General features: G+C 32.3%; 4 protein-coding genes and 1 pseudogene. 1 reads left to right on the top strand and 4 read right to left on the bottom strand.

Features of this window, described 5'->3' with window-relative positions; all coding sequences use genetic code 11:
* Positions 1 to 168: 168 nt before the first annotated feature.
* The 3 genes from OO775_RS13285 to OO775_RS13275 all read right to left on the bottom strand — a co-directional run bounded on the left by OO775_RS13285 (position 169) and on the right by OO775_RS13275 (position 3,428).
* The gene (locus OO775_RS13285; RefSeq protein WP_264847716.1) at positions 169 to 924 is read right to left on the bottom strand and encodes a hypothetical protein; all 756 of its coding nucleotides are present in this window, start codon (positions 922 to 924) and stop codon (positions 169 to 171) included.
* Between the two features lie 11 nt (positions 925 to 935).
* Positions 936 to 2,216, bottom strand: a complete 1,281-nt coding sequence (locus OO775_RS13280) for a polysaccharide deacetylase family protein (protein WP_264847715.1) — start codon at positions 2,214 to 2,216, stop codon at positions 936 to 938.
* A gap of 192 nt (positions 2,217 to 2,408) precedes the next feature.
* Entirely contained in the window at positions 2,409 to 3,428 is a 1,020-nt protein-coding gene (locus tag OO775_RS13275) for a DUF6252 domain-containing protein (protein WP_264847714.1), read from the bottom strand.
* A 128-nt stretch (positions 3,429 to 3,556) separates the two neighbouring features.
* Between OO775_RS13275 and OO775_RS13270 the strand changes: the two genes are divergently transcribed.
* Positions 3,557 to 5,620, top strand: coding sequence for a M13 family metallopeptidase (locus OO775_RS13270; RefSeq protein ID WP_264847713.1), 2,064 nt, complete (start codon positions 3,557 to 3,559; stop codon positions 5,618 to 5,620).
* A 44-nt stretch (positions 5,621 to 5,664) separates the two neighbouring features.
* Here the strand turns inward: OO775_RS13270 and OO775_RS13265 are convergent.
* Positions 5,665 to 6,166 (bottom strand): annotated as a pseudogene (locus OO775_RS13265) (hypothetical protein); the annotation flags it as partial.

Raw genomic sequence — 6,166 nt, 5'->3', positions numbered from 1 at the left:
AGCATTGGTTTTGCCATCTTTGATAGATTGACTAGATTTACACTTAGGACAAGTCATTCTTTTTTGGATGCAAATTTAATTAACAATGCCAGAAATTGGAGCAAAAATCTTTTTTGCTCCAATTTTTTAGATTAAACTCTGATTTATAAAGCAACTGAAAAGATATTTCTATTTTGGAAAATTAACATTATAAAAAATCTTTTCTGTTTGTCCATTTTTGGTAAATTCAAAAATATAAATAGCTTCTTTTTTGTAGAAAACTCCATTTATATTATTGAAATCTATGGCATTATATATATTTTCCAGTGAAGTTTTTTGTAATTTTAGAATAATTTTTGGAGTTTTGTCAATGAGTTGATACCCATTTTCAATAGGTTGCGCATACAATATCGGATAGGTGTTGGATACATCAGCAGGGGGAATATCATCATTGGTAGTTATTACTTGTTCTTTGGATTGAATTTCTTGTATTTGAGAGAAAACAGAAGTATTTGTATCTTTTTTTGTATATTTATAATTGAGTGCTTTTATATCTTCAAAAGCATCACGAAGTGCCTCATTATAAGCTTTATCATAGTTTTTCTCTCGACTTTTCCCTTCTCGAGAAGTAAAAACAATTTTTCCATTGCAATCGATCAAAGTAACAATCACTTTGGTAACAAACATGCCTGATTTATTCTGTACGTCTGCTTTTAGCATATCACACGGATTTTGATGGACTTCACGAGGAATTTCATCACTCCAAAAAGTAGAAAAATTATATTTTTCAAACAAAAACTTGGTTAATCCATTGATTTGATATTGATTTTCAGTTCGTTGGAATTCAAACTTTTTAGGAACAACCACATATTGATATTCAGAAATATTTTGTGCTATTATTCCTTTGAAAACACATATAGCGACGAGTGTTATTATTTTTTTCATTTTGTTATTATTTATAAATTCATTATTTTTTTATAAAATTCAAATTCTGCTTGTGTTCGACTTTTGCCCAGAAAACTATTTGTAAAAATAGTAACAAATTCTCCATTAAGTTCCTGTACTTTTGTCTTTAAAATACGTAGCTTACTCAACACTTTTTTAGCAGATTGTTTTTGTAACACATTCGAATGAAAGCAAAAAGAATTGACCAAAATAGGCATTTGTACTTCAAGTCCAATATCATAAAAATAAAAAGGAGTACAAGTGCTTGCTCGAAAACCAATATGCGACATATATCCCATCGTATAGTCTTCATTGTATTCAGCTTCGGCAATTCGTCTATATACATCAGGAATAGAGATGCGATTGTGACCAGCCTTAAAACGCCGAACAGGGCGATTGATAATATTGACCATTCGCTGGCGTTCTTCTTTGAGTTTTTGAGTACTTAAAACAGACTCGTACGAGGCAAGTACCGACACAATAGAATAATCAGCCATATATTTTATCAAATCCTTATACTTTGGATTATTATAAGACAATCCTTGGTCATAGGCTGTATAATTGGTAAGTAAAAAAAAGAATATATTGGTAATGGCTTTCTGTTTGTGAAAATGAATAAGTTCGTTATAAAAATCGTATGGGTCTTTTTGTAAATTGGTCAAAACTCTCATTTGTTCAACCACTTTCTTCCATTGGAAAGTAAAACTATTTATGAAAATACGAAATGCTGAACGTAGAAATCCTTTATGTTTGTACTTAAATGCTTTCCCTACCTCAATTACCGATGCTTGGTAATATTTTTTATGATCAAAAATAATATTTGGGAATTTTTCTATAAGCAATTGTTTAAAATTTTCCACCCATATATCAACAAGTGGAATTTCTAAAAAACGATATCTGTATGCTAAACTTTCACTTGCTGAAAAATTACCATCTGTGTCTCGAACATGGGGTAAGTATTCTTCGTAACGACTCAACAAATAAAACGTAGCAGAAAAAATATCAAAAGGTATATCTCCTTTTTTTGCACAAAAAAAACAGGGTATTTCTTTCCAATAATTAACGTAAACCTCTATATTATCAATACCTTTTTCAAAAAGAAGTCCAAAGTTTTTTATAAAAAATTCATTTCCTATCGGATTTTTTCCATAAGAAATTTTACATCCATCTGATTTTATAAACTCCTCTAAATCAGTAATGATACGAATAGTTATTCCCATCATATTTTCAAAAATATGATGCACAATGTAACTAAAACGTGGGCTAAGTTTTTCAGTATAGATAAGTAGCATTTTTTTCGTATCAAATCTTAGCAAAAGTACGTCTTTTTTGGGAAAAACAAAGAAAACTTGTTGTGTATTTTAAATTATACTAACATTCAACAAAATTTTAATTTTATCTTGAATATAAATTTGATTAACTATCCTTTCTTATTAAAAATGAAGATAGTTAAAAAATAATATATTTAATATTTTGTTCAAATACTAATACGTATCTACTTTTTTTGCTAATTTATCTTGGTCACCACTAACGCGAGAAGCCCCCACAGGCATTAGTACTCTGTTAGAAGTGTCACCTTCTTTGTAAGTAAGCACGTAAGATGATTTAAAATTTTGAATTCCCTCTGGAGTAATTTCACCTGAAAGTACAGTGATATTCATTTTTTGAATTCCCTTTTCTACACCTGAAACTCGTGCATAAAGAGTGAATTTGTTTCCACTACCTGTTACATAAACTGCTTGTCCAGAAGCATTTGCATCAGAAGCCTTGTAATCTAAAACAGCATAGCCATTCTGTTGAATCGAAATACGATATTTGTAATCAGGCCAGCGATGTCCTACTTGATAATAATCTCCTACATGAGCTTTCATCAAAATATGAGGTGATGATAAGTAAATTCCCTCGACATTGGGTGGAGTATTTCCCTCGTGTATTTCCATTCCTGTAGCTTTAAGCTGAGCAAGAGTTTCAGATTTTATTTCTGAAAGAATACTTTGCACTTCAACACTAACATTGGGGGCGTTTTCTTTACCAATTTTCTGCAAAGGCAAGAAAAAAGCGCCTTCGGTAATAGTTATTTGTTTTGAATCTTGTGTGGCAACAAACCCAAATGTTCCTTTGACTGTCGTATCAGTAATGCTTTCGATGATTAGCTTCCCTGTTGAATTTCCATACTGAGCTATATTATTTTTGTAAGAAGCCTTAACTATATTTTCTGCTGAATTGATAACATACTCACCTGTTGCTTTTGGAAATTGAAAGTGTTGAATATCAATACCATTAGCACGATTATCCCCCCATCGCCCATATAGGAATAATGTTGCATTATTCCCTGCTTCGCCAATGGTTGCATAATGGGTTATTGCTTCGGATTTTAAGCCATCAATCGTAGCTCGCAAGTAATAACCTTCTGTATTATTTTCACTATCTTTGGAACAAGCTCCAAGAGCAAGTGTTACTAAGAACATAGTAACAATTTTAAGTGTAACAACTATTTTCCTCATTATTGTTTTTTTTTTGCAAATATAAATAAAATAATGAAAAATTGTTTATATTTAGATATGTTTAACATTTATTCTTTGATACTAAAATGGATATTTTGGTAACTTTGCCGAAAAATAATAAAATCAATATGAAGAAAATAACAATGTATTCTATGGTAGGCTTAATTGCTGCATTTTCTGCAAATTGTGGAAGTAACAAAACAAATGAAAAATCAGAAAACAATATGGTGGTTCAAGATAAAGCCTTAGACTTTACTGCAATGGACACTTCGGTGCGTCCGCAAGATGATTTTTACAATTATGTAAATGGCAATTGGATGAAAACAGCTAAAATTCCCGCCGATAAACCCACGTGGGGGTCTTTTCATATGCTTCGGGAGAAAACTGACGAAAACTCCTTGGCTATATTAAATAATCTTTTGAAAGAAAACTTTGAACAAGGAAGCGAAGGTCAGAAAATCAAAAATCTGTACGAATGTTTTATTGATTGGAAACAACGCAATGCCAACGGTCTTAAACCCATCGAAGCCGATTTGGGAAAAATTGACGCAATAGTTTCTCTGGCTGATTTTCAGAAATATATAGAAGAAAGTACGCTTCTGGGTAAAAATCCGTTGTTCGGTTGGGCAGTATATGCCGATTTGAAAAATTCGAACCAAAATGCCGTTTATTTAGCAAGTGCAAGTCTTGGCTTGGGGCGCGATTACTATCAGAAAGAAAACGAAGCAAACACCAAAACTTTATCAGAATATTCCAAATATGTTGCTTCTATATTAAAAATGATAGGATATAATAATCCTGAACAAACGGCTAAAAACATTGTAGATTTTGAGAAAAAAATAGCAAAAACTTTTTTGACCAACGAACAAATACGCAATGCCAATTTGCGTTACAATCCGCAAACTATGGCAGAACTTTCGCAATTAGTTAAAAATGTGAATTTGCCTCAATATCTTGAAAATGTGAAAGTTAAAACAAACATTGTCATCATCGGCGAATTGGAATATTACAAGCAATTAGACCAATTCATCTCGCAAAACAATTTACCATTATTAAAAGATTATTTGAAATACAACTTGGTTACGAGCAATGCGCAAAACTTAAATCAAGAATTGGACAATCTGCATTTTGATTTCTACGGAAAATACTTACAAGGACAGCAAGAACAGCGTGCAATGGACAAGCGAGGCTTAGCGTTGATAAATAATATCCTTGGCGAAGCCTTCGGTAAGTTGTATGTTCAGAAATATTTCCCTACCAAGAATAAAGAAGAAATGATTATTTTGGTTGATTACTTGAAGAAAAGTTTCGCTCATCATATCGAAAACTTAGAATGGATGTCGGAGACAACTAAAGAAAAAGCCTTACAAAAACTGAATAAATTTGTTGTGAAAATAGGCTATCCTGACAAATGGGAAGATTATTCAAAACTAACAATTCTTTCCGAAGAACAAGGAGGAACACTTTATAATAATTTGAGAAATATTTTGCAATGGGATTATAATAAAGATTTGGAAAAAATAGGCAAAGCTGTTGATAAAACCAAGTGGTCAATGGCTCCACAGACGGTCAATGCGTATTACAACCCACTTTATAACGAAATTGTGTTTCCAGCAGCGATATTGCAACCTCCCTTCTTTAATGTAGATGCAGACCCTGCAGTTAATTTTGGAGGAATTGGTGCTGTGATAGGACACGAAATGACACACGGCTTTGATGATAGTGGCTCTCTATTCGACAGCGAAGGAAATCTGGTAAATTGGTGGACTGACCAAGATAAAGCTAATTTTGAAAGAGTTACCGAAGCTCTTGCAAAGCAATACGACCAGTACGAACCTGTAAAAGGAAGTTTTGTCAATGGAAAATTTACCAACGGAGAAAATATTGCAGACCTTGGTGGTGTAGCAATCGCTTACGATGCCTTACAATTGTATCTGAAAGACAAAGGGGCTATTGGCAAAATAAGCAACTTTACACAAGACCAACGATTTTTCTTATCGTGGGCAACTATTTGGAGAACACTCTCCACAGAACAATATTTGGTCAATCAAGTGAAAACAGACCCTCATTCACCAGGTTATTTCCGCTCATTTGGACCACTTATAAACGTTGATGCTTTCTATGACGCTTTTGATGTAAAACCTGGTGACAAACACTATAAAAAACCCGAAGAGCGTATCAAGATTTGGTAAAAATTATAATAAATACAAAAAACGGATAGAACTTCTATCCGTTTTTATTTTCCATATTCTTCAAAGGTAGGAAATACTTGCCTTCCGTTTTCGTAAGTAAAAATTTGTTCTTCTTTGCCACGTGTATGATTTTTTAACCACAGAACTGAATTTTTGGGAACTTGATAGTATAAAATTGCTTTATCTGTTCCTGTTTGTCGTCCAAGAGAAACCCACCCTTTTTCTCCGTTATTATAAAATAATTCATATTCATCTCCTTCGCGAATAAAATTATCATCATTACGTGGGATAAGTTTTATTTTCTTTACACTTTTGGGGGATTTTGTTTCAAAAAATATGCTTGTACCCATTTCCCAAGTATGAAAAAATGAAACCGGGTCATTATCATTACAATTTTTCAGCTGGTACAAAGCAACATCTTTCCAAGGTTTTCCATTAGAATAAATAGTATCAAAAATAATTTCTTTGTTATTTTTATCAAAAAAGTGAATTTCTGCTATGGATAAAACCGAATCTTTTGGTACTTGATTAAATAGCAAAACCAAA

The organism is Capnocytophaga catalasegens (assembly GCF_026005215.1).
Classification (GTDB): Bacteria; Bacteroidota; Bacteroidia; order Flavobacteriales; family Flavobacteriaceae; genus Capnocytophaga; species Capnocytophaga catalasegens.
This window is presented reverse-complemented; position numbering and strand designations above follow the sequence as displayed.

What these genes read in the sequence shown, in the direction of transcription:
- OO775_RS13285 (WP_264847716.1), bottom strand. Translation starts at nt 924, where the DNA reads ATGAAAAAAATAATAACACTCGTCGCTATATGTGTTTTCAAAGGAATA.
- OO775_RS13280 (WP_264847715.1), bottom strand. Translation starts at nt 2,216, where the DNA reads ATGCTACTTATCTATACTGAAAAACTTAGCCCACGTTTTAGTTACATT.
- OO775_RS13275 (WP_264847714.1), bottom strand. Translation starts at nt 3,428, where the DNA reads ATGAGGAAAATAGTTGTTACACTTAAAATTGTTACTATGTTCTTAGTA.
- OO775_RS13270 (WP_264847713.1), top strand. Translation starts at nt 3,557, where the DNA reads ATGAAGAAAATAACAATGTATTCTATGGTAGGCTTAATTGCTGCATTT.